Here is a 19,910-nt window from a genome sequence, read left to right on the forward strand (position 1 = left end):
GTGGCCCGCTCTGGCCGGGCGGGCCACGCCAAAGCTCCCGCCTCGTGGGCGGGGCGCAGGGGAGAGAGGACCGTGGGGGAGCGGCAGGAGGCGACCTTCGCCGGGGGGTGCTTCTGGTGCATGCAGGCGGCCTTCGATGGCCTCCCCGGCGTCGAACGGGTCGTCGCCGGCTACACCGGGGGCCATGTCGAGGCGCCCAGCTTCGAGCAGGTCGAGACCGGCGAGACCGGTCACCGCCAGGCGGTGCGGCTCACCTTCGATCCCGAGCGCATCGCCTACACGACGCTGCTGGCGCGCTTTTGGCGGCAGATCGACCCCACCGATCCCGGCGGGCAGTTCGCCGAGCGGGGGCCGCAGTACCGGACTGCCATCTTCTACCACGACCAGGCCCAGCGACAGGCAGCCGAGGCCTCGCGCCAGGCCCTCGAGGCCAGCGGCCGCTTCGAGCGCCCCATCGTCACCGAGATCCTGCCGGCCGTCCCCTTCTACCCGGCCGAGGCGCGCCACCAGGCCTACCATCGGCGCCACCCGCTGCAGTACGCGCTGTACCGGGCGCGCTCCGGGCGCGACGAGTTCATCCGACGGGCCTGGAGGCGGGCCGACGAGCGGGCGGCCCTGCGCGGCCGGCTCGACCCCCTCGAGTACGCGGTGACGCAGGAGAACGCCACCGAGCCCCCCTTCCGCAACCGCTACTGGGACAACCGCCGCGAGGGCATCTACGTCGACGTGGTGTCGGGCGAGCCGCTCTTCAGCACCCGGGATCAGTACGACGCGGGCTGCGGCTGGCCCAGCTTCACGCGGCCCCTGCACCCCGAGAACGTCCTCGAGCTGGTCGACACGAGCCACGGCATGATTCGGACCGAGGTGCGCAGCCTGCAGGCCGACTCGCACCTGGGCCACGTCTTCGACGATGGCCCCCCGGAGGCAGGCGGACGGCGCTACTGCATCAACTCCGCGGCGCTGCGCTTCATCCCCAAGGAGGACCTGGAGAAGGAGGGCTACGGGGAGTACCGCAAGCTCTTCGACTGAGGGGCCGCCTGGTTCTCCAGCCCTTCGCTGGCCTCCGGGGGCCGGACGGCATGAGGTGACGGCTCGGCCGGCCGGCGGTCGAGGTGCCGGGCCAGCTCGTCCACCGCGGTCTGGCGGGGCATGGGGACGCCGATGCGGTAGGCAGCCCGTGCCATCATGTGGGTGCCCGCCGGCACCGTCAAGAAGACGAAGAGGAAGACCAGCAGGTCTTTGAGGTACAGGCTGCCCTCTTGCACGCTGAAGAGGAGCGTGGTGGCCACCGCGATGCTCAGCAGCCCCTGCGTGGTCGCCACCGTCGAGACGTTGGCACGCGAGTAGAAGTCCGGCATCCTCGCGACACCCAGGGCGGCGGTCAGGAGCAAGAACGCACCCGCCACCAGCAGCGCGCCGGTGAGGAAGCCGACCATCCCCCCGACCGTGCTCGGCTCAGTCATGGCCATCGCCCCCATCGTCGTCGAGCACCCTTCCGCGCAGGAGAAACCGGGCCACGGCCACGGTGCCGACGAAGGAGAGGATGGCGACCACCAGGGCGGCGTCGGAGTAGAGCGGGCTGTTGAGGCGCACCGACAGGATGAGCACCATCGCGATGAGCGCGACGCTGAGCGTGTCGACGCCCACCATCCGGTCCGGCACCGTCGGCCCCACCACGATGCGGTACAGCGACAGCAGCATGGCCAGCCCCGTCAGCATGGCGGCCACGGAGGTCGCAAGCATCAGCATCATCGGGTCAACTCCTCGATGGTTCGTGCGAAGGCGCCCCGGATCTCCTCGCGCACCCGCTCGGGCTGGCGGGCGTCGAGGGCGAAGACGAAGAGGCGGTCCTGCTGGGGCGTCACCTCCACCGTCATGGTCCCCGGCGTCATGGTGATCAGGTTGGCCAGCAACGTGACGGCCCCGTCGCTCTTGAGCCGGGTCGGGAGCTCCACGATCCCCGGGGAGATCCGCCCCCGAGGGTGCCAGATGGCTGAGGCCACGATGAGGGCCGACCGGTTCATCTCCACCAAGAACCGCCACGCCAGCCTGGCCGCCACGCCCACCCGGCGAAGGGACAGGTCCCCCCGCCCCGACACATGGACGAGCGCCGCGATGGCCGCGGCCAGGATCGCGCCGCCCAGCACCGACCGGAAGGTGATGGGCCCCTGCAGCGCCGTCCAGACCAGTGCCACCAGCACGACCAGCGTCGCGCGCATCACACCCGGCCTCCCGGAGCCAGGACGGCCTCGATGTAGGCCGCCGGGTCGACCAGCTGGGCCGCGGCCTGCTGCATCAGGCCGAGAGCGCCGTGGGCCCCGATCCCGAGGCCGACGCTGACCAGCACCAGAGCTGCCGCCGGCAGCAAGAGCCGTCCGACGGCACCGGCGCGGGCCGGGCGGTCGGGGTGACGCAACGGCCCCCAGAAGACCCCCACCTGGATCTTCATCATCGAAAAGAGCGTGAAGAAGCTCACCGCGATGCTGACGGCGACGACCGCCAGCTCGCCGACGGCCAGCCCGGCCTGGGCCAGCACCAGTTTGCCGAAGAAGCCGCTCAGCGGCGGGATGCCCGCCAGGGAGAGCGCAGCCACCAGGAAGACGGCCGCCAGGGCTGGGTAGGGGCGGGCCAGGCCACCCAGCTGCTTGAGGCTCTCGGTGCCCGTCACGTGCTCGGTGGCGCCCGTCACGAAGAAGAGCGCGGACTTGATGACGCTGTGGTGGATCATGAAGTAGACGGCTCCGGCCAGCGCCAGCGGGGTGTCGAGCCCCAGACCCATGGCCATGTAGCCGATCTGGCTGATGCTGTGGTAGGCCAGGATCCGCTTCATCGTCACCTGGGCCACGGCTCCCAGCACCCCGATGCTCATGGTCAGCGCCGCGATGACCAGCACGAGACGGCGGGTGAAGTCAGGGTCCAGGGGGAAGACCAGCGAGAAGGCCCGGATCAGGGCGTACATCCCGACCTTGGTCAACAGGCCTGCGAAGACGCCCGACAGAGGGGTGGGGGCCGCGTCGTACCCTCCGGGCAGCCAGAAGTAGAGCGGGAAGAGGGCCGCCTTGGCAGCGAAGACGACGGCGAAGAGCATGGCGATGACGGTGAGCAGCCGCGGATCCTCCATCTGGGCGGCCCTGACCGCCAGGTCGGCCAGGTTGAGGGTGCCCATCACGCCGTACAGCACGGCCACGGCCACCACGAACAGGGTGGAGGCGACCATGTTGAAGACCATGTACTTGAAGCCCTCTTGCAGCGGGTAGCCGCGATTGAGGATGGGCACGAGGGCGTAGGATGCGATCAGCAGCACCTCGAACCAGACGAACATGTTGAAGATGTCGCCGGTGAGGAAGGCCCCGTTGATGCCCATCAGCAGGAGTTGAAACAGCGCGTAGTAGGAGCGTCGCTCGAGCTCCGGGGGGATCACCTGCAGCGACTGCCAGAGTCCCGGGATGGCCACGACGTACGTCAGTGCCACCATCAAGGCGCTCAGGCGGTCGGCCACCAGTACGATGCCGAAGGGCGCCGGCCAGTCACCCGCCCGGAAGACCAGGATGTGGCCGTCCAAGACCCGGCCCATCAGCACCAGCGCCAGTAGGAGCCCCACCAGGACCGAGATGACGCTGAAGCTCCGTTGCCGGGCGCGGTCGCGCCGGGTCAGGGCAAGGGCGATCCCCGTCAGCAACGGCCAGAGCACCGGAGCGATGACGAGATCAGCGTCGGCCATGGTCGCCCTCCCGTAGGGCTTCGAGATCGTCGCTGCCCCGCTCCTGGTACGCGCGCAGCGCCAGGGTCAGGATCAGCGCCGTGGTGGCGAAGCCGATGACGATGGCGGTCAGGATGAGGGCCTGGGGCAGCGGGTCCGTATACGCCGCCTCGCCGGTCAGGACCGGCGCGGCCCCCCGTTTGAGGGCGCCCGACGTGATCAGCATCAACAGCGATCCGTGGCTCATCAGGACGGTACCGACCACGACCCGCAGCAGCGAGCGGCTCAGCATGTGGTAAAGGCCCACCGCGAACAGCAGCCCGATGACGCCTGCCATCAGGTACTCCACCCGTTGCCGCCTCCCTCCGATGGCCTGGCTCCGCTCACCGGCTGGTGCCGATGCGCTCGACGATGGTCATGGCGGTGCCCACCACCACCAAGAAGACCCCCACGTCGAACAGGACGGCACTGGCCATCTCCACGTGTCCCAGCACGGGCAGGTCGAGCGCCACGACGGCGCTGGTGAGAAAGGGTCGTCCCGCCAGCATGGCACCGATGCCAGTCAGGGCCGCCACCAGGAGCCCCAGAGGGGCCAGCGACGCGAAGTCCCATCGCTTGCGCCGGCGATCCGCCGAAGGGTGTGCCAGGCCCATCCCGGCCATGCGCATCAGCGTCAGCGCGGCGGCGCTGACCAGTCCGGCGATGAAGCCGCCACCCGGTTCGTTGTGGCCCCGCAACAAGAGGTACAACGCGTACACCACGGTGGTCGGCACGGCCAGCCGGGCCGTCGTGCGGAGGATGACCTCGTTCATGCCCGCTCCAGACCCCCCGGGCTCGCCACCTTCGAGGAAGGGGCTGCGTTCGAGGAGGGGGCTGCGTCGGACAGGTCCTCGGTCACGAGGGGCGGGAACGCCAGGCGCTCATCCGGACCGGCGCCATGTCGTCGGGCCGGTCGGCGCATCAGCCCCGCGACGGCCAGCGCGGCGATGGCCAACACGGTGATCTCGCCCAGCGTGTCGAGCCCGCGAAAGTCGACGAGGATGACGTTGACCACGTTGCGCCCTCCGCCCAGGGGCAGGCTCGTCTCCAGGAAGAAGGGCGCGATGCTGGGCCACACCCGATGGGAGGTGAAGATCAGCGTCAGCGTGGCCATGGAGAGGCCAAACCCGATCGAGAGGGCGGCCGAGGCAGCACGCCGACACGTGCCCACGGGCCGATGTACGAGAGGCGGCAGGTGCCTGAAGGCCAGCACGAAGAGCACCAGCGCGATGCTCTCGACGATGAGCTGCGTCAAGGCCAGGTCGGGCGCTCGCAGGCTGACGAACAGCACGGCCATGGGCATGCCCACGCCTCCCAGGGCGGCCGCCATGCCCAGCCGTGATCGCACCGCAAGCGTCGCCAGGGCGCTTGCCGCCATCACCCCCGTCAACGCGACGTCGAAGGGTTCGATGGCCCCCAGCGAGGCCGATCGCCACTCGAGTCCCCAGAGTCGCAGGATCACGTAGCCCCACAGCAGGAGGACCGCGGCCACCAGCGACCCGAGGTGGTCGGACAGCCGACCGGTCACGTGGGCACGGGTCAGGCGGTCTGCGACCGCGGGCAATTGCCGGACGAAGCCGTCGTACCAGGTGTCGAGACGAAGCGCGGGGGGCATCTGCGGCAGACCCGCCACCCAGCGATGCCGGGTGGCATAGCCGGCCAGCCCCGCTGCCAGGGCGGCCCCGCTCATCGCGAGAGCCGGGGTCAGGCCGTGCCACAGGCCCGCCTCCACGGACGTCCACGCTCCGGCGAGGGCCGAGGTCGCAGGGGTCAAGAGCGCCCCCGATACGAGCTGCGGGCCCACTCCCACCACGAGGGCGAGCCCGCCCAGCAGCAACGGCGGCCCCAGGAGCGACCAACCGGGGTCATGGCCTGCGCCGTCGTGGGACGAGCCGCCGCGCGCCAGAAAGACCCCGTGGAAGAAGAGGAGGGCGTAGACCATGGTGAAGCTGCTGCCCAGCACCGCCAGCGCCGGGGCCAGCCACGCGAGGCCAGCCCGGTCGTGACCGAAGTGCCAGGCGGCCTCGAAGAACATCTCTTTGCTGACGAAGCCGTTGAGCGGGGGCACCCCTGCCAGAGCCAGGCTCGCCAGGCCCGCGGCCGCCGCCGTCAGCGGCATGGAGCGGGCCAGCCCTCGGAGCCGCCGCACGTCCCGGGTGCCCGTCTCGTGCTCGACGATGCCCGTCACGAGGAAGAGAGAACCCTTGAAAATGGCGTGGTTGAGCGTGTGGAAGACGGCCGCGGCCAGTGCGGCCGGCGTGGCGATGCCGAGGAGGCTCATGATGAGGCCGAGCTGGCTCACGGTCGAGTTGGCCATCAGGGCCTTGAGGTCGGTCTGCCGCAGGGCCAGGGCAGCCCCCCATACCAGGCTTGCCAGTCCGACGCCCGTCACCAGCCAGGTCCACAGCTCGGTGCCACCCAGCACCCCGACCATGCGCGCGACCAGGTAGAGCCCTGCCTTGACCATGGTGGCCGAGTGCAAGAAGGCGCTGACGGGCGTGGGGGCCTCCATGGCGTTGGGAAGCCAGATGTGGAAGGGCACCTGCGCCGACTTGGCAAAGGCCCCGGCCAGGACCAGGGCGGTGATGAGCGGGTAGCGGGGACTCTGGCGGATCTGGGTGGCCTGGGTGCTCAGACCCGCCAGGTCGAAGGTGCCCGCCTCGACGTAGAGCAGCACGAAGCCGAGCAGCATGGCCAGCCCGCCGCCGGCCGTGATGAGCAACGCCTTCTGGGCGCCGTAGCGGGAGCCCTCCTTGTGGTACCAGTAGCCGATGAGCAGGAAGGACGTGACCGAGGTCAGCTCCCAGAAGACGTAGAGGACCGCCAGGTTGCTCGATAGCACGACCCCCAGCATGGCCCCCATGAAGGCCAGCATGTAGGCGAAGAACCGGCCGTGGTCCTCGTCGGGGCCCAGGTAGGCCGATGCGTACAAGAGGATGAGGGTGCCCATCCCGGTCACGATGAGGGCGAAGAAGAGGCTGAAGCCGTCGAGTACCAGGCGGATCTCCACGCCCAGCGCGGGCACCCACCGCCAGGTGGCCGACAGGCTCTCGCCGGCTGCCACCTGAGGGAGGGCCGAAGCCAGGGCAAGGGCCGCGGCCAAGGCGACGGCGGCCGATGCCACGCCGACCCACCGGCTCGCCACCCGCCGGGCGAGCAGCGGCGCGAGTGCGCTGGCCACGAAGGGCGCGATGAGGATGATCGTGAGCCAGGTGGATGCTCTCATCTTCCCTACATCCTCGCATAGCCCGAAGGCAGGCAGCGTCGGGTGGCGCGCCGCCTGCCGGCGAGGCCGGCGGCGGCCCCGGAGTGGTTACGATGCCTACTTGCGACAATCCTCCCCGTCGTGACCCACCCCCTCGAGCGCTGCGGGCGCACGGCGCCCTGGCACCGCGCTCGTCCAGGCTGCGTTGACAACGCGAAGAGTCCGCAGTATCTTCCCGAGAAGGCGACTCATTTGCTTTGGCAAACCAAAGCGACCGCGCCAGCGAACGGAGGGCCACCCCGTGGAGGATGTGACGCTCGGGCAGCGTCTCGATGCCCGGTCCGGTGACGGAGCCAGCACCCCGGCGGCGGTGACCAACCGCATCACGGGCAGCCGCCGGTGGTGGGCGCTGGGGGCCGTCATGGTCTCGATGTTCTTCTCGTCGTTGGACCAGACCATCGTCTCGGCGGCGATGCCGGTCATCATCGGCGAACTCCACGGCTTCGGCCTGTACGCCTGGGTCTTCACCGCCTACATGATGGCGTCGGCTATCACGGTGCCCATCTACGGCAAGCTTTCGGACGTGTATGGTCGCAGGCCCTTTTACGTCTTCGGACTGGTCACCTTCATGACGGGCTCGGTCCTGGCCGGGCTCGCCCGAGACATGGGCTGGCTGGTGGCGGCGCGGGCGCTGCAGGGCGTGGGGGGTGGGGCGTTGCTCAGCATGCCGCCGGCCACCATCGGTGACATCTTCAATCCCCGCGAGCGTGCCCGCTGGATGGGGCTGGTCATGACGCTCTTCGGGGTCTCGAGCATCGTCGGGCCGACGCTCGGCGGCTGGATCACCGATCACCTGGGCTGGCGGTGGGTCTTCTACGTCAACCTGCCGGTGGGTCTGGCCGCGCTGGCGGCTGTCAGCTACGCGCTGCCCACCGTGCGGCTGCCCGGCCAGGCGCGGGTCGACTGGGCGGGCAGCGCGCTCCTGGTCGCCGGCCTGGTGCCCCTGCTGCTGGCCCTGACGTGGGCGGGGTCGACGTACCCGTGGGGATCGCCTCGGGTACTGGGGGCCTTCGGCGTCGCGGCCCTCGCGCTGGCCGGCTTCCTGTGGGTAGAGCAGCGGACGCCCGACCCGCTGCTGTCGCCTGCGCTCCTCTCCCATCCCGTCTTCCTCTCCGCCGCGTCCGTGGCGCTGCTGGCCTCCGTCACGATGTTCTCAGGCGTGATGTTCATGCCGCTCTTCGCGCAAGGGGTGCTGGGCATCTCGGCCGAGGGGTCCGGCATCGTGATGACGCCGATGATGCTCAGCTTCATCGCGGGCAGCGCCCTGAGCGGCCAGATCCTCTCCCGTACCGGACGCTACAAGGTGCAGGCCGTCGTCGCGGCCGGCGTCGTCATCGTGGGGACCGCGCTGCTGCGGCGGATGGGCGTCGACGCCGCTCCCCCCGACGTGGTGCGCAACGTGGTGACGCTGGGGCTTGGCATCGGGTCGCTGATGCCCCTCGTCAACGTGGCGGTCCAAAACGCCTTCCCCTATCGGATGCTGGGGACGGTCAACGCGACCCAGCAATTCGTGCGGTCGCTGGGCGGGGTGCTGGCGGCTCCCATCTTCGGCACCATCCTGACCCGGGGCTTCCAGCGCAGTCTCGAGCAGCGGCTGTCGGCCCCGGTGGCGGGGGTGGTGGGGCAGATGTCGCTGGATCCGCAGGCCCTCATCACCGCCGAGGCCCAGGAGCGGGTACGGGCCGTCCTGGCGAGCATGGGGGGCGAGGGGGAGCAGATGGCCCGCACCTTCGTGGAGGCCTTGCGGCAAGCCCTGGCCGACGGGATGGCCGGCATCTTCGCCGTGGGATGGTGGCTCGCGCTGGCGACGCTGGCGGCCACCCTGTGGCTCAAGGAGATCCCCCTCAAGCGCGACGAGTTTTACCGCGAGGAGGGCGGCTCGTGATCGCCGAGGCCGAGGTCGAGGTCGACCGGGTGACGCTGGGGTGCCGCCTGGATCGCGCGCTGACCGCGCTGTGTCGGAGGCTGAGCCAGCAGGCGGCTCGCGCCGGGATGGGGCTCACCCCCGCTCAGCTCTTCGTCTTGCGCGCCTTGCGGGGGCCGCACCCCGTGCGGGTGACCGATCTGGCCGAGAGGCTCGGCATCGGTGCCAGCGCCGTCACGCTGCTGCTCAACCGCCTCGAGGGCATGGGCCTGGTGGCGCGCCAGCGCGACACGGGCGATCGCCGGGTGGTGCGGGTGGGGCTCACGCCCGCCGGGCGTGACGTGCTGGCTCAGGTGGAGGCCGAGCGGACGCGGCTCGTCGAGCGCCATCTGGCGCGCCTGTCCGATGCTCAGGCCGTCGCCGTGGTCGAGGCGCTGGAGCGACTGGCGCAGGAGGAGCCGGGCGGAGAGGAGGCCGACCTCGTTCCATCGTAACTAGTGCATCCCCACCGCGCCCGATGCCTGGATCCGGCGCTCCGCGCCCTTGAAGGCCCGCACCCCTACCACCACGAAGCCGACCGCCGCCAGCGTCAGGATGGCCACGCCGACGGGCAGCGTCACCAGCGGTCGGGTCCCGAGCACCAGCGCCCGCATCAGGTCGATGCCGTAGGTGACGGGCAGCGCCAGGGCGAGGATCATCAGCGCCCTGGGCAGGGCCGTGACGGGGAAGTTGATGCCGGACAGCACCTGGATCAGGAAGCTGCCGACGTCGGTCAGGAAGTTGGCCTCCCGGGCGAAGAGCACGAGCGCGGCGTAGGCGAATCCGAAGCCGTACAGCGCGACGACGGTGGGCACCAGCACCAGCAGAGCCGCTCCCAGCGGGCCGCCCGGCGAGAAGCCGAACAGGAAGTGGGCCAGCACCAGCACGGAGATCGTGTTGAGGCCCGTCACCACCAGGCCGAAGAGGCTGCGGCCCACCAGCAGCCACAGCCGTGAGTTGGGCGTCAGCCAGAGGGCCTCCAGGGTGCCCTCGTCCATCTGCTGCTTGAGGGCGAAGCCCAAGCCCCAGAAGACGGCGCTGATGTAGCTGCCGACGATGCTGCCCAGCAAGACGAACGATAGGAAGTTGGACGTCCCCGTGGCCGCCTCGAAGCCCGGCAGGCGTCCGTCCGCCGTGGCGAAGGCCCTGCCCAGGAAATAGACGGGCGTCAGCCACATGATGGGTTCGACGAGGCGCATCACGGCGTTGAGCGGGTAGCGCACGAAGACGAGCCACTCCCGCCAGACGGTGGCCACCAGCACCCGCAGCGCGTCGACGATGACGGCTCCCCCTCCCCGCATCGGCGCACCAGCCCCGGTCAGTACTGGGCGAGGCTGCCCGTCTGCCGGGCCATGCGCTCGACCACTCGAAACAGCCCCACGCCCAGCACCAGCGAGACGACGCCGAAGCAGGCGATGGCGAGGGCGTCGCCCCGGACGCGGTCCCAGCCCCAGCCCGCCAGGGCCACCCCTCGCAGGCTGCGCACCGCGTAGGTGAGCGGCAGGGCCCGCGCGAGGCCTTGCATCCAGGCCGGCATCACGTCGATGGGGAAGGTGATGCCGGCGAAGACCGTGAAGAGCCCCCGTACCAGGAAGACCATGGCCTCCGTCTCTCGCACCCAGAGCACCAGGCTCGCGAAGGTCAGGCCCACCCCCACCACGGAGAGCACCGACAGCGCCAGGAGCAGCGCCATCAGGGCCAGACTTCCCCTCATTTCGAGCCCGTACAGCAGCCGGAGCTCGACGAGCGTGACGCCCATCAGCGTCAGCGACTGGAGCACCTGTGCCGCGCCCGCCCCCGCGAGCAGGCCGAAGCGGGAGGCGGGGGAGACCCAGTTGGCCTCCAGCGTCCCTCGCCACTGCTCCTGGCGCAGGTGCGACCCCAGCATCCACAGCGCCGAGTTGAGCACCATCCAGAGCGTGGTGCCGAGCAGCACGTAGCCGACATAGTCGGCGGTGCCGGCCCTGGCCTCGAAGGCCGCCAGCCCCTCGCCTGCCGGGCCGGCCAGGGCCCGCCCGAAGAAGACGTAGCCGGCGGGGAAGAGCACCGGCCAGACCAGCAGCCCCACGGTCCACGTCGGATAGCGCAGCAGGATGAGCAGCTCCTTGCGGGCCACGGCCCAGGCGGCTCGCACGTGGGGGCCCCCTCTCAATCGCGCAGCGCCCGACCCGTCATGGCGATGAAGACATCCTCGAGCGTGGGCTCCTTGACGGAGAACCCCAGCAGGTGAAGCCCCTCGGCAAAGACGGCGTCGAGGATGTCGGCCACGTCGCGCCGGCCGTCGGGAAAGGCCAGCGTGAGGCGGGTGACCGACGCCTCCTGGTCCTCCTGGGCCGACGCCAGACGCAGGTCGCCGAGACGCGCCCTCAATCGCTCGAGGTCGTGGCCGAGGCCGGCCACCTCCAGTCGAAAGAGGCGATGGGCCGCCAGCCGGCGCTTGAGCGCGGAGGGGGTGTCGCAGGCCACGATCCGCCCGTGGTCGATGATGGCGACCCGGTCGCAGAGGAAGTCCGCCTCCTCCATGTAGTGGGTCGTCAGCAGGATGGCCCGGCCCTCGGCCTTGAGCTCCAGCACCAGCTCGCGCAGGGTACGGGCGGCCTGGGGGTCCAGCCCCAGCGTCGGCTCGTCCAGCAAGAGCGCCGGCGGGTCGTGCAGCAGCGCCCTGGCCAGCGAGAGGCGCTGGCGCATGCCCGTGGAGTAGCGCTCGACCAGCTCGTCGGCGCGTGCGGTGAGGCCGAGGCGGTCCAGCACCGCCTCGACGCGGCCCGGGATGGCACGGGCGGGCACGCGGTAGAGGGTGGCGAAGTAGTGGAGGTTCTCGCGGCCGGTGAGCTTCCAGTAGAGGTGGCGCTCGCCGGCCATCACGACCCCGAGGCAGCCTCGCGCGGCCGCGGGCGCCTCCAAGACGTCGTGCCCGCAGATGGCGGCGCGCCCGCTCGAGGGCTCCACCAGGGTCGAGAGCATCCGAATGAGGGTGCTCTTGCCCGCCCCGTTGGGACCCAGCAGCCCCAGCACCTCGCCGGGTCGTACCTCGAGGCTGACCGAGTCGACGGCCACCAGCCACTCGCTGGGAGCGGCCGTGCCATCGTCGCTGCCTCGGCGTCGCCCGAGACGCCGGAGCAGCCGCGACGGACGTGCGACCCTCCGCCTGAAGCGCTTGGTCAGGTCACGTGCCACGATGACGCCGTCGCCGGACACGGGGCCCATCCCTCCCACCGGCCGCGCCGATGCGCGATACGATCATCAACGAATTTAATCTAGGATATAAAGGATGTCAATAGAGGAGATACATGTCGTACAGTAGGACGTGGGCCCCGCGAGCGCGAGCCCGGCCGGAGCGGGGGACGCCCGTCATGCCATGCCAGCCGGCAGGTCTCAGACGCCGGCCGGAGCGGCTCGCTCTCGCAGCAGATGGGCGAAGGCTCGCCTCATCTTGGCCAGTTTGGGCGCGATGACCAGCTGGCAGTAGGGCTGGAAGGGGTTGCGCTCGTAGTAGCGCTGATGATAAGCCTCGGCAGGATAGAAGCGCTCGAAGGGGACCACCTGTGTCACGATGGGCGCCTCCCAGACGCCCTCGCGCTCGAGCCGCTGGATGACGCGCTCGGCGGCTGCCCTCTGCTCGGGCGAGTGGTAGAAGATGACGGAGCGGTACTGGGGCCCCACGTCGGCGCCCTGCCGGTCGGGGGTCGTCGGGTCGTGGATGGCGAAGAAGATCTCCAGGATCTGCTCGTAGCGGATGACCGACGGATCGAAGGTGACCTGCACCACCTCGGCGTGCCCCGTGGTGCCCGTGCAGACCTGCTCGTAGGTCGGGTGCTCCACGTGGCCGCCTGCGTAGCCGGAGACCACCGCGTGCACCCCCTTGACACCCTGGAAGGCCGCCTCCAGACACCAGAAGCAGCCGCCGCCGAGGGTGGCCACCTCACGACGCGCACCGGTGCTCATCGCATCCGACCTCCTCGGCGGTAGCATACCCGATGGGCTCACCCCCCGCCGGACGCCTCCGAAGGCCTCGGCCGTGCAATGGACGTGCAGCAGGCGGTCCACCAAGGGGGGAGGGAGCCCCTCCGGCGGCGGCGAACTCCCCCCCGCACCCGGGCCATGCCCGAGAGGGGGCCAGCGCGTGGCGGGTCTGGCGGGCGTCGGCCTCTTTCGTTACCGGCAATCGCTGTGGTGGCGGCCGTCGGAGCTGGCGCGGCGGCTCGCGGCGCTCGACCGCGAGGCAGGCCTGCAGGCCATCGGTGCCATCAGCCGCCTGGGTGACCGCCTGGCCGCCATCGAGGAGCCCTCCAGCCGGCTGGTGCCTGCCGTCGTCGAGCATCTGCGGGCACAGGAGCAGACCGCCGAAGAGCGGACCCGACGCTGGCTGGCCCTGACGGGCCGCATCGACGCGCGGGCGTGAGAGCCCCCCGACGGGGAGGCGCCCTCAACGACGCGGGGCGGGCAGCGGTTGGGTTGCCGGGCCGGCGTCGGCCAGCTCCTCTCCCGCGTCCGACTCGGTCTCCGCCTCCGACCGCTCGAAGCGGGCCCGCACCTCCTCCAGCACGGCCGGCGGGCCCAGGACGAAGAGCATGTCGCCCCCATGGACCGTGGTGCCGCCCGTCGGCACCCGGTAGCGGCCGTTGCGGCCCACCATGATGATGAGCGTCTCCTTGGGGAGTCCCAGCTGCGCCACGGGCTTGCCCGCCAGGGGCGACTCCTGGGGCACCACGATCTCCATCAGGTCGCTGTCCATGGCCTCGTGGGGCACGAGCTCGATGGGGACACGCCGCCGCACCCGCTCGGGGGCGGCCACCCGCAGCCACTGCGCGACGTAGGGGATGGAGGTCCCCTGGACCAGGCAGGAGACGACCACGACGAAGAAGACCACGTTGAAGATGAGCTGGGCGCTGGCCACCCCGGCCACCCGGGGGAGAGTGGCCAGGATGATGGGCACCGCCCCGCGCAGCCCGACCCACGCTACCAGCAGCGCCTCTCGCCAGTTGCGCCGGAAGAGCAGGAGGAGCGGCACCGTGGCCACAGGACGCGCCGCGAACATGAGGAAGGCGGTCATGGCCATGCCCGGGCCCGCCACCTCGATGAGCTGGCTCGGGAAGACCAGCAGCCCCAGGGTGACGAACATGACGATCTGGGCGAGCCAGGCCATCGTGGAGTTGAAGCGGATGAGGAAGCGCCGGTACGGCAACTTCGAGTTGCCGATGACCAGGCCCGCGACGTAGACCGCCAAGAAGCCGCTGCCGCCGAGCGTGGCGACCAGGCTGTAGATGAAGCCGGCGATGGCCATGGATAGCAGGGGGTAGAGGGCCTCCTGCTCGAAGTGCATGCGGTGCAAGAGCCACAGACCGACCCGCCCGAGCCCGTAGCCCAGCAACCCGCCCAGCGCCATCTGCACCACGAAGTGGCCGGCCATCTGAAGTGGGGTGGTCTGGGGCAGGGTCAGCAGCTGGATGAAGAACGTCGTCAGCAGGATGGCCATGGGGTCGTTGCTGCCCGACTCCAGCTCCAGCAGGGGGGCGAGGCTGCCCCGCAGGGCGACATGCTTGGAGCGCAACACCATGAAGACGGCCGCCGCGTCGGTAGAGGAGATGACCGCTCCCACCAGCAGGCCATCCAGGAGATCCCATCCCAGCACCCAGGTGGCGAAGAGCCCCACCAAGCCTGCGGTGGCCGCCACGCCGACCGTGGCCAGCGTAGCGGCGGGCCCCAGCACGGGTCGCACCTGCTTCCACTCGGTGTCGAGGCCGCCTGCGAAGAGGATGATGGCCAGCGCACCGATCCCCAAAAACTGCGCTAGCCACGGGTCATCGAAGGCGATGCCGCCGGGGCCCTCGGAGCCCGCGAGCATCCCCACCAGCAAGAAGAGCACCAGGGCGGGCACGCCGAGGCGACCGGCCGTCCGCGCCATCACCAGGCTGACGCCCATCAGGATGGAGACCGCCAGGAAGGTGCGCTCGATGGGAATGGCTTGAAGGGCGCTGTAGGTGTCGACTGGCACGGGCAGTTTCTCCCCTGCATGATTGTAACAGAAGTGCCGGGTCGACAGGCAGTTGCCCCTCCGGGGGGCGAGGCCGCCGGCGGCGAGGGGGCGTTGCGGATGGTCGGACGGATCCAGGCCGTCGCATGGGCGGCGGGGGTGGTGGCGCTGGCCATGGCCGCCGGGACGCCGGCGGTCGTCGAGTGGGCGCGTCCGCTTCACGACGCGGTGAGGGTGCCCGTGGTGCTGGCCTTCATGGGCGGCTGGGCGGCGCTGGTGGCCATAGCCTCGGCCTGCCTCAAAGAGGCCCGGCTCCGTCGGCCGGGGACCGCTGCGGAGGGCCTGGCCGGGCCCGCAAGGGAGGATGGCCGATGAGCGCCGAGCGGCCGCGGGCCCGTCAATGGGGCCTCATCACGGGCATCCTGCCCCCAGGGCCCCACGATGCCATCACCGACGTCCCAGGGGTCGCGGTGGGACATGCCACGCTGTGGTGGGGAGAGGGCCCCCTGGTGGAGGGGGTGGGGCCCGTCCGCACGGGCGTCACGGTGGTGGTGCCCCACGGCGGCAATCTCTACCGGGAGAAGGTGCCCGCCGCACAGTTCACCTTCAACGGGTACGGAAAGGCCGTGGGCCTGCCTCAGATCGACGAGACCGGCGCGCTCGAAAGCCCCATCGCCATCACCAGCACCCTCAACGTGAGCCGGGTGGCCGATGCCCTCGTCTCCGTCGCGCTGGAGCGAGACCCTGGCATCGGTTCTCAGCTCGGCACCTTCAGCCCGGTGGTGGCCGAGATCCACGACGGCTACCTCAACGACGCGAGGGGCCGGCACGTCCAGGAGGCCCACGTGCGCCAGGCGCTGGCCACGGCCTCGACCGGCCCCGTGCCCGAGGGGGCGGTGGGCGCCGGCACGGGCGCCATGGCCTTCGGCTGGAAGGGCGGCGTCGGCACGGCCTCCCGCCGCCTGCCCGACCGTTTCGGCGGCTGGACCGTGGGAAGCCTGGTGGTGGCCAACTTCTCCGGGGTGCTGATGGTGCAGGGCAGGGCGGTGGGGCCGGCCCTGGGGCAGCTCCCCCTCGGGCTGGAGGCGGGAGAGCTGGCGTCGGAGGGTGGGTCGGTGGTGGTGGTGCTGGCCACCGACGCCCCCCTGTGGCACCGCAACCTCCAGCGCCTGGCCCGGCGCGCCGTGGTGGGGCTGGCGCGTACCGGCTTCTTCGGGACGCACACCAGCGGCGACTTCATCCTCGCCTTCTCCACGGCTGCGAGGATCCCGCACGTGCCTCGCCTGCCGGCCCCCGGCGAGCCCCTGATGCTGACGGGGCTGTCGGAGGTGCGCAACGAGGCGATGTCGGCGCTCTTCCTGGCGGCCGCCGAGGCGACGGAGGAGGCGGTCTTCAACGCGCTCTTCAAGGCCGTCACGGTCGTCGGCCGTGACGGCCACAGGGGCGAGGCCCTCGACCTCGACCGGCTGCGGGCCGTCCTGGGATGACCCACAGGCAGGAACGTCCCTGAAACGTATCGAAACAGCCTCCACCGGGAGGCTGAACGCGCTTGCGCACGCAGGGCCCGGACGCGAGCGACAGGACGAGCTCGCCGACGGTACGGACCATCGCCAGGGTGGCCGGCGTCAGCGCCTCTACCGTCTCCAGGGTCCTGAGGTCCCAGGACGGCGTCAGTGTCGATGCCCGTCGACGGGTACTGGACGCCATCGCCCGCCTCGGCTCCACGCCCGACGAGGTCCGCCTCTGGTCTTCCTTGCGGCTGCGCGCCCGGACGCGGGCCGCCTCGGCGCCGGGCGAGGGGCGCCTGCTGGCTCTCATCGTGCCCGACGTGTCGACCGGTTTCTATGCCGAGGTGCTCCGGGGCGTCGAGGCCGAGGCCTACGAGCGCGGCTACACGCTGGTGCTCTACACCACGGCGGGACGCGGCCACGACGCCGTGGTGGGGCGCGCCCTGGAGGCCGGCCAGTGCCAGGGGCTCATCGTCATGACGCCGCGGGGGCACCCACCGCGAGCGCTGCAGCACCCGTCCGGGCATCCGGTGCCACCGGTGGTCGTGGTGGATCACCGCAGCGAGGGCAGTCCCTACCCCCACATCGCTGTCGACAACCTCAAGGGCGCCTTCGAGGCGACCCACTACCTGATCGCCAAGGGACATCGCCGCATCGCGCTCATCACGGGGCTGCTCTCCATCCAGTCGGCGGTGGATCGGCTGCGGGGCTATCGGCTCGCGCTGGAGGAGGCGGGCATCGGCTTCGACCCGGGCTGGGTGCTCCAGGGCGACTTCCTGACGCCGTCGGGCTACCGCCTGGTCAAGGAGTGGCTGGACCAGCGGCGGCCGCTGCCCGACGCCTGGTTTTGCTCCAACGACCTGATGGCCTTCGGCGTGCTCCGAGCGCTGCACGAGGCCGGCGTCTCGGTCCCGGGCGACACCGCGGTGATGGGCTTCGACGACATCCCCATGGCCCAGGCCACCCTGCCGCCGCTCACCACGGTGGCGCAGCCCATGGCGGAGATGGGGGCCCTGGCGGTGCGCATGGTGGTCGACATGATCGAGGGAGGGGGGGTGACCGTCCCGCGCGTCGTGCTGCAGACCCGCCTCGTCATCCGGGAGTCGGCGTGACCGCGACGAGATCGGAGGGGAGATGACGTCGATGCGAAGCGTCGGGTCGGTGCGAATCTTGGCAACCGCTATCTTAATCTCCATGCTGGTCGGCGTGGCGGGCGCGGTGGCCTCCGCTCGGACCACCCTGACGGTAGGGGTCTTCCCGGACCTGGACTCGGTGCTCAAGGCCGTCATCCCCGAGTTCAACAAGGTGCATCCCGACATCGAGATCAACTTGCAGACCCTGGGCTTCGCGGATCACCACAACGCCCTGCTGACCGCACTGGCCACGGGATCGGGAGCGCCCGACGTGGTGGCCATCGAGATCGGCTACCTGGGGCGCTTCGCGGTGGAGGGCGGCCTGACCGACCTGAGCCGGCCGCCTTACAACGCCGGAGAGTTGAAGGACCTCTTCGTCCCGTTCGCGTGGGGGCAGGCGACGACCACGGACGGGCGGATCGTGGCCATCCCGACCGACATCGGGCCGGGCACCATGTTCTACCGGCGTGACGTGTTGGAGGCCGCCGGCGTCGACATCGACGCCGTGGCGTCGTGGGACGATCTGGTGGAGATGGGGCGCAAGGTGACCCGTGACCTCAATGGCGATGGCAAGGCTGACGTCTTCCTCATCGCAGCCGCCTCCACCATCGCCGACGCGATGTATCGGGGCGACATCCCGGAGGGCGAGGGCGTCTACTTCGATGCCCGGGGCCGCACGGTGGTCGACAGCCCTCGGTTCGTCAACGCCTTCACCGTGGCCCAGCGCGTGCGCCAGGCGGGGCTGGACGCCCGCATCGGCGCCTGGAGCAACGAGTGGTACGAGGCCTTCAAGCGCGGCACGGTGGCCGTGGAGCTCTCGGGCGCCTGGCTGGGCGGGCACCTGCAAAACTGGATGGCGCCCGAGACCGCCGGCAAGTGGGGCGCCCGCGACCTGCCGAGCAACATGTACGTGAGCTGGGGCGGCTCCTTCTACGCCATCCCGGAGCAGTCCCGCCACAAGGATGCTGCCTGGAAGCTGATTCAGTTCCTGACGACCCGCCCCGAGATCCAGATCCTGGCGTTCCGCACCACCAACGCGTTCCCCGCGTTGCAGGCGGCCCTGGAGGATCCGCTCTTCGACGAGCCCGTACCATTCCTCGCCGGACAGCGGGCGCGCCGCATGTGGGCGGAGGCGGCCGCGAAGGTGCACGTGTCGGTCATCCACCCGGGTGACCCCGTGGCCCAGGAGATCGTGGGCTCGGCGCTGACCCAGGTGCTGGAGGAGGGCAAGGACGTCCGCCAGGCCCTGGCCGAGGCCAGGCAGCTCATCGAGCGGCGGGTCCGGAGGTGAGCATGGCCATGGGGCCGGGTGGCGACTCGGTGCGTGAAGTGCCCCACGGGGCCGGGACTGCGGGCCACCCGGCCCCGGCCCTCCCACGCCCGGTCGCGGCGCACCCGCCGACCGTGACGGGGCGCCACCGCGGTAGCTCCTGGTGGAAGAGGCGGGCGGCCCCTTACGTCTTCATCAGCCCGTTCTTCATCCTGTTCGCCGTCTTCGGCCTGTATCCCATCCTCTTCTCCTTCTACTTGTCGTTTCACAGCTGGAACGCGGTGGGCGGCCTCGGATCGATGGAGTGGGTCGGACTGGAGAACTACACCTACCTGCTCACCGACCCGTGGTTTTGGAAGTCCTTGTGGAACACGGTCTGGCTGCTGATCGTCTCCGGGCTGCCCCAGCACCTCATCGCCATCCCCCTGGCGTTCATCCTCAACTCGGGGCTGGTGCGGCTGCGCAACCTCTTCAGCGCGTCGTACTTCATGCCGTACATCACCTCGACCGTGGCCGTCGCCATGATCTTCACCACCATCTACGGCACGCAGTACGGTGCCCTCAACGCCGCGCTCGCCTGGCTGGCGGATCACGCTCGCCTGGGGTGGCTTTGGGAGCGGTTGGGCCTCGAGCTCCCGGTCAACTGGCTGGGGCGGGCCGCCTACATCAAGCCGGCCATCGCCATCCTGGTCGTATGGCGGTGGTTCGGCTGGAACACCATGCTCTACCTGGCCGGTCTGCAGACCATCCCCCGGGAGCTCTACGAGGCGGCCATGGTGGACGGGGCGAGCATCCCCCAGCAGTTCCGGTGGATCACCCTGCCCCTGCTGAAGCCCATCGCGTTCTTCGCGGTGACGCTGACCATCATCGGCAACATGCAGCTCTTCGACGAGCCCTTCGTCCTGACGGGCGGCACGGGGGGCACCAGCGAGTCGGGTCTGACGGTGGCCCTCTACCTGTACCGGACCGGCTTCGAGTGGCTGTACATGGGCTCGGCGGCGGCCATGTCGTGGATGCTCTTCGTGATCATCGTGGGCATGTCCATCCTCAACTTCCGTCTCATGGGACGCGCCGGACTCGAGCGGCGTGGCGGCTGACGCGAGGGGGCAAGGTTGACG

General features: G+C 70.5%; 21 protein-coding genes. 9 read left to right on the top strand and 12 right to left on the bottom strand.

Translation table 11 applies throughout. From position 1 onward, the window contains the following. The first annotated feature begins 72 nt into the window (after positions 1 to 72). Positions 73 to 1,029, top strand: coding sequence for a peptide-methionine (R)-S-oxide reductase MsrB (gene msrB, locus VLY81_RS05320; RefSeq protein ID WP_324669989.1), 957 nt, complete (start codon positions 73 to 75; stop codon positions 1,027 to 1,029). Here msrB and mnhG read toward each other — a convergent pair. From mnhG to mbhE, 7 genes are read right to left on the bottom strand one after another with little or no spacing between them, the layout of a single operon-like run. Next, complete coding sequence (gene mnhG, locus VLY81_RS05325) at positions 999 to 1,463, bottom strand: monovalent cation/H(+) antiporter subunit G (protein ID WP_324669990.1); 465 nt, start codon at positions 1,461 to 1,463, stop codon at positions 999 to 1,001. The two genes, msrB and mnhG, sit on opposite strands and share 31 nt — an antisense overlap. Next, the gene (locus tag VLY81_RS05330) at positions 1,456 to 1,752 is read right to left on the bottom strand and encodes a monovalent cation/H+ antiporter complex subunit F (protein WP_324669991.1); all 297 of its coding nucleotides are present in this window, start codon (positions 1,750 to 1,752) and stop codon (positions 1,456 to 1,458) included. Before VLY81_RS05330 ends, mnhG begins: the two co-directional genes overlap by 8 nt. Further along, the gene (locus tag VLY81_RS05335; protein ID WP_324669992.1) at positions 1,749 to 2,219 is read right to left on the bottom strand and encodes a Na+/H+ antiporter subunit E; all 471 of its coding nucleotides are present in this window, start codon (positions 2,217 to 2,219) and stop codon (positions 1,749 to 1,751) included. Before VLY81_RS05335 ends, VLY81_RS05330 begins: the two co-directional genes overlap by 4 nt. Continuing rightward, positions 2,219 to 3,721: a proton-conducting transporter transmembrane domain-containing protein gene (locus tag VLY81_RS05340; RefSeq protein WP_324669993.1), complete on the bottom strand. Its 1,503-nt coding sequence runs from the start codon at positions 3,719 to 3,721 to the stop codon at positions 2,219 to 2,221. Before VLY81_RS05340 ends, VLY81_RS05335 begins: the two co-directional genes overlap by 1 nt. Beyond that, the gene (locus VLY81_RS05345) at positions 3,708 to 4,049 is read right to left on the bottom strand and encodes a Na(+)/H(+) antiporter subunit C (protein WP_324669994.1); all 342 of its coding nucleotides are present in this window, start codon (positions 4,047 to 4,049) and stop codon (positions 3,708 to 3,710) included. Before VLY81_RS05345 ends, VLY81_RS05340 begins: the two co-directional genes overlap by 14 nt. A gap of 34 nt (positions 4,050 to 4,083) precedes the next feature. Further along, the gene (locus VLY81_RS05350) at positions 4,084 to 4,512 is read right to left on the bottom strand and encodes an MnhB domain-containing protein (RefSeq protein ID WP_324669995.1); all 429 of its coding nucleotides are present in this window, start codon (positions 4,510 to 4,512) and stop codon (positions 4,084 to 4,086) included. After that, on the bottom strand, positions 4,509 to 6,965 hold the full coding sequence (mbhE, locus tag VLY81_RS05355) for a hydrogen gas-evolving membrane-bound hydrogenase subunit E (protein ID WP_324669996.1): 2,457 nt from the start codon (positions 6,963 to 6,965) through the stop codon (positions 4,509 to 4,511). The genes VLY81_RS05350 and mbhE overlap by 4 nt, the downstream gene beginning before the upstream one ends. Positions 6,966 to 7,245: 280 nt before the next feature. Between mbhE and VLY81_RS05360 the strand changes: the two genes are divergently transcribed. Continuing rightward, positions 7,246 to 8,889, top strand: coding sequence for an MDR family MFS transporter (locus VLY81_RS05360; RefSeq protein WP_324669997.1), 1,644 nt, complete (start codon positions 7,246 to 7,248; stop codon positions 8,887 to 8,889). Further along, a complete protein-coding gene (locus VLY81_RS05365; RefSeq protein ID WP_324669998.1) occupies positions 8,886 to 9,362 on the top strand; it encodes a MarR family winged helix-turn-helix transcriptional regulator in 477 nt (158 codons plus the stop codon). The genes VLY81_RS05360 and VLY81_RS05365 overlap by 4 nt, the downstream gene beginning before the upstream one ends. Here VLY81_RS05365 and VLY81_RS05370 read toward each other — a convergent pair whose 3' ends face one another. From VLY81_RS05370 to msrA, 4 genes are all read right to left on the bottom strand, one after another. Continuing rightward, the gene (locus tag VLY81_RS05370) at positions 9,363 to 10,208 is read right to left on the bottom strand and encodes an ABC transporter permease (protein WP_324669999.1); all 846 of its coding nucleotides are present in this window, start codon (positions 10,206 to 10,208) and stop codon (positions 9,363 to 9,365) included. Positions 10,209 to 10,225: 17 nt separating this feature from the next. Next, on the bottom strand, positions 10,226 to 11,041 hold the full coding sequence (locus VLY81_RS05375) for an ABC transporter permease (protein WP_324670000.1): 816 nt from the start codon (positions 11,039 to 11,041) through the stop codon (positions 10,226 to 10,228). 14 nt (positions 11,042 to 11,055) lie between these two features. Further along, complete coding sequence (locus VLY81_RS05380) at positions 11,056 to 12,105, bottom strand: ABC transporter ATP-binding protein (protein WP_324670001.1); 1,050 nt, start codon at positions 12,103 to 12,105, stop codon at positions 11,056 to 11,058. Between the two features lie 177 nt (positions 12,106 to 12,282). Continuing rightward, entirely contained in the window at positions 12,283 to 12,852 is a 570-nt protein-coding gene (msrA, locus tag VLY81_RS05385; protein WP_324670002.1) for a peptide-methionine (S)-S-oxide reductase MsrA, read from the bottom strand. Between the two features lie 178 nt (positions 12,853 to 13,030). On the opposite strand from msrA, the gene VLY81_RS05390 reads away from it, so the two are divergent. Next, on the top strand, positions 13,031 to 13,309 hold the full coding sequence (locus VLY81_RS05390; RefSeq protein WP_324670003.1) for a hypothetical protein: 279 nt from the start codon (positions 13,031 to 13,033) through the stop codon (positions 13,307 to 13,309). A 24-nt stretch (positions 13,310 to 13,333) separates the two neighbouring features. Here VLY81_RS05390 and VLY81_RS05395 read toward each other — a convergent pair whose 3' ends face one another. Continuing rightward, the gene (locus tag VLY81_RS05395) at positions 13,334 to 14,902 is read right to left on the bottom strand and encodes a potassium/proton antiporter (protein ID WP_324670004.1); all 1,569 of its coding nucleotides are present in this window, start codon (positions 14,900 to 14,902) and stop codon (positions 13,334 to 13,336) included. 99 nt (positions 14,903 to 15,001) lie between these two features. Here VLY81_RS05395 and VLY81_RS05400 point away from each other — a divergent pair, with 99 nt between their 5' ends. From VLY81_RS05400 to VLY81_RS05420, 5 genes are all read left to right on the top strand, one after another. Beyond that, entirely contained in the window at positions 15,002 to 15,256 is a 255-nt protein-coding gene (locus VLY81_RS05400) for a hypothetical protein (protein WP_324670005.1), read from the top strand. Then, positions 15,253 to 16,368, top strand: a complete 1,116-nt coding sequence (locus VLY81_RS05405) for a P1 family peptidase (RefSeq protein WP_324670006.1) — start codon at positions 15,253 to 15,255, stop codon at positions 16,366 to 16,368. Before VLY81_RS05400 ends, VLY81_RS05405 begins: the two co-directional genes overlap by 4 nt. A 62-nt stretch (positions 16,369 to 16,430) precedes the next feature. Beyond that, a complete protein-coding gene (locus VLY81_RS05410; RefSeq protein ID WP_324670007.1) occupies positions 16,431 to 17,501 on the top strand; it encodes a LacI family DNA-binding transcriptional regulator in 1,071 nt (356 codons plus the stop codon). A 49-nt stretch (positions 17,502 to 17,550) separates the two neighbouring features. Beyond that, positions 17,551 to 18,813: an ABC transporter substrate-binding protein gene (locus tag VLY81_RS05415; RefSeq protein WP_405001293.1), complete on the top strand. Its 1,263-nt coding sequence runs from the start codon at positions 17,551 to 17,553 to the stop codon at positions 18,811 to 18,813. 2 nt (positions 18,814 to 18,815) lie between these two features. Next, positions 18,816 to 19,889 carry a carbohydrate ABC transporter permease gene (locus VLY81_RS05420; RefSeq protein ID WP_324670345.1) on the top strand — a complete coding sequence of 358 codons (1,074 nt, stop codon included), beginning with the start codon at positions 18,816 to 18,818 and terminating at the stop codon, positions 19,887 to 19,889. Positions 19,890 to 19,910: the final 21 nt, after the last annotated feature.

The sequence above is a fragment of the Limnochorda sp. LNt genome (genome assembly GCF_035593265.1).
GTDB lineage: Bacteria > Bacillota > Limnochordia > Limnochordales > Geochordaceae > Geochorda > Geochorda subterranea.

Coding starts and splice junctions, on each gene's coding strand:
- mnhG (WP_324669990.1), bottom strand. CDS start 1,463: ATGACTGAGCCGAGCACGGTCGGGGGGATGGTCGGCTTCCTCACCGGC.
- VLY81_RS05330 (WP_324669991.1), bottom strand. CDS start 1,752: ATGATGCTGATGCTTGCGACCTCCGTGGCCGCCATGCTGACGGGGCTG.
- VLY81_RS05335 (WP_324669992.1), bottom strand. CDS start 2,219: ATGCGCGCGACGCTGGTCGTGCTGGTGGCACTGGTCTGGACGGCGCTG.
- VLY81_RS05340 (WP_324669993.1), bottom strand. CDS start 3,721: ATGGCCGACGCTGATCTCGTCATCGCTCCGGTGCTCTGGCCGTTGCTG.
- VLY81_RS05350 (WP_324669995.1), bottom strand. CDS start 4,512: ATGAACGAGGTCATCCTCCGCACGACGGCCCGGCTGGCCGTGCCGACC.
- mbhE (WP_324669996.1), bottom strand. CDS start 6,965: ATGAGAGCATCCACCTGGCTCACGATCATCCTCATCGCGCCCTTCGTG.
- VLY81_RS05370 (WP_324669999.1), bottom strand. CDS start 10,208: ATGCGGGGAGGGGGAGCCGTCATCGTCGACGCGCTGCGGGTGCTGGTG.
- msrA (WP_324670002.1), bottom strand. CDS start 12,852: ATGAGCACCGGTGCGCGTCGTGAGGTGGCCACCCTCGGCGGCGGCTGC.
- VLY81_RS05400 (WP_324670005.1), top strand. CDS start 15,002: ATGGTCGGACGGATCCAGGCCGTCGCATGGGCGGCGGGGGTGGTGGCG.
- VLY81_RS05405 (WP_324670006.1), top strand. CDS start 15,253: ATGAGCGCCGAGCGGCCGCGGGCCCGTCAATGGGGCCTCATCACGGGC.
- VLY81_RS05420 (WP_324670345.1), top strand. CDS start 18,816: ATGGCCATGGGGCCGGGTGGCGACTCGGTGCGTGAAGTGCCCCACGGG.